Here is a 1,216-nt window from a genome sequence, read left to right on the forward strand (position 1 = left end):
CTTGTATGGATAATACACCCACCTTTTTTATTCTTTTTTAAACCAGTTTAGGTAAAGTGAGGCCCAAGCTTTGGCTGCAACCAAAGCCTTTTATACGGTAGTTCGATTAATTGCAGGCTCCTCTATTGAGAGACCGATAACAAGAGCGAACGCCGTATAAAACTCCAAGCACTAAACTCGGATAGTCAACTGGGCCTCGAGCCCGAATAGCAAGGCAGAGTCAGCTTATTATGAATACACAAATTAATCAAAATGAAATTAACGTCGGTGTCGATACGGGTAAAGCACAACTCGACATTTACATACGTCCTTTAGGTATTTATTTCAATGTATCTAACGATGAAAGTGGTATCAAAGATGCCATGACCGAAATCAAAAAGCACAAGGTAACTCGTGTTGTTATTGAAGCAACGGGCCGCTTAGAACAAGCTTTTATCATGGCCTGCGCTAAAGCGAAAATCCCTTTTGTTGTAGCTAACCCTGTCAACATAAAACGTTTTGCTGGCGTCATTAATCAAAAAGCCAAAACAGATAAGCTCGATGCCCAGTTAATTGCCTATTATGCTGAGATGATGAAACCTGAACTATCTAAGCTAAAGCCCGAGGACATGAGGCTAATGAGTGATTTACTGTCTCGCCGTCGTCAGCTTATGGACATGCAAACAATGGAGAAAAACCGTCTTCAAATAATGCCAAAAGAAATTACATCATCTATTAAGCCTATGCTGACTGTGCTGAAAAACCAGTTAGAAAAAATAGATAATAAATTACATAAACTCATTGAATGCTGTGATGAGTATAAAATCAAAAATGACATCATTCAGAGCGTACCTGGTGTTGGTAACGTTGTGGCATTTAATTTGATTAGTGAAATGCCAGAGCTGGGTTATATTACCAATAAAGAAGCATCATCATTGGTCGGAGTTGCACCATTTAATCGTGAGAGTGGTTCGTATAAAGGCAAGCGTATGATACGAGGAGGACGCTCACAAATTCGAACCGCAATGTATATGGCAATGATGTCAGCGATTCAATGTAACCAAACATTTAAAGCGACTTATCAACGGTTGGTTGCGGCAGGAAAACCTAAAAAAGTAGCGATAATAGCCTGCATTAGAAAGCTCGTTATCACACTAAACTCTATGTTAAGAGATGGTGTCTATTGGGATCCTAAAATGAGTTAATTATTAAAGTTTGACACCATAGTCACTTGTTA

The 1,216-nt window shown here is 39.1% G+C and carries 1 protein-coding gene; it reads left to right on the forward strand.

From position 1 onward, the window contains the following. Positions 1-230 precede the first annotated feature (230 nt). Positions 231-1,184, forward strand: a complete 954-nt coding sequence (locus EPA86_RS13495; protein ID WP_140604464.1) for an IS110 family RNA-guided transposase — start codon at positions 231-233, stop codon at positions 1,182-1,184. Positions 1,185-1,216: the final 32 nt, after the last annotated feature.

The sequence above is a fragment of the Litorilituus lipolyticus genome, assembly GCF_006439335.1.
In the GTDB taxonomy this organism is placed as follows: domain Bacteria; phylum Pseudomonadota; class Gammaproteobacteria; order Enterobacterales; family Alteromonadaceae; genus Colwellia; species Colwellia lipolytica.

Excerpts from the sequence above, each read along its gene's own strand:
- EPA86_RS13495 (WP_140604464.1), top strand. The coding sequence starts at position 231 with ATGAATACACAAATTAATCAAAATGAAATTAACGTCGGTGTCGATACG.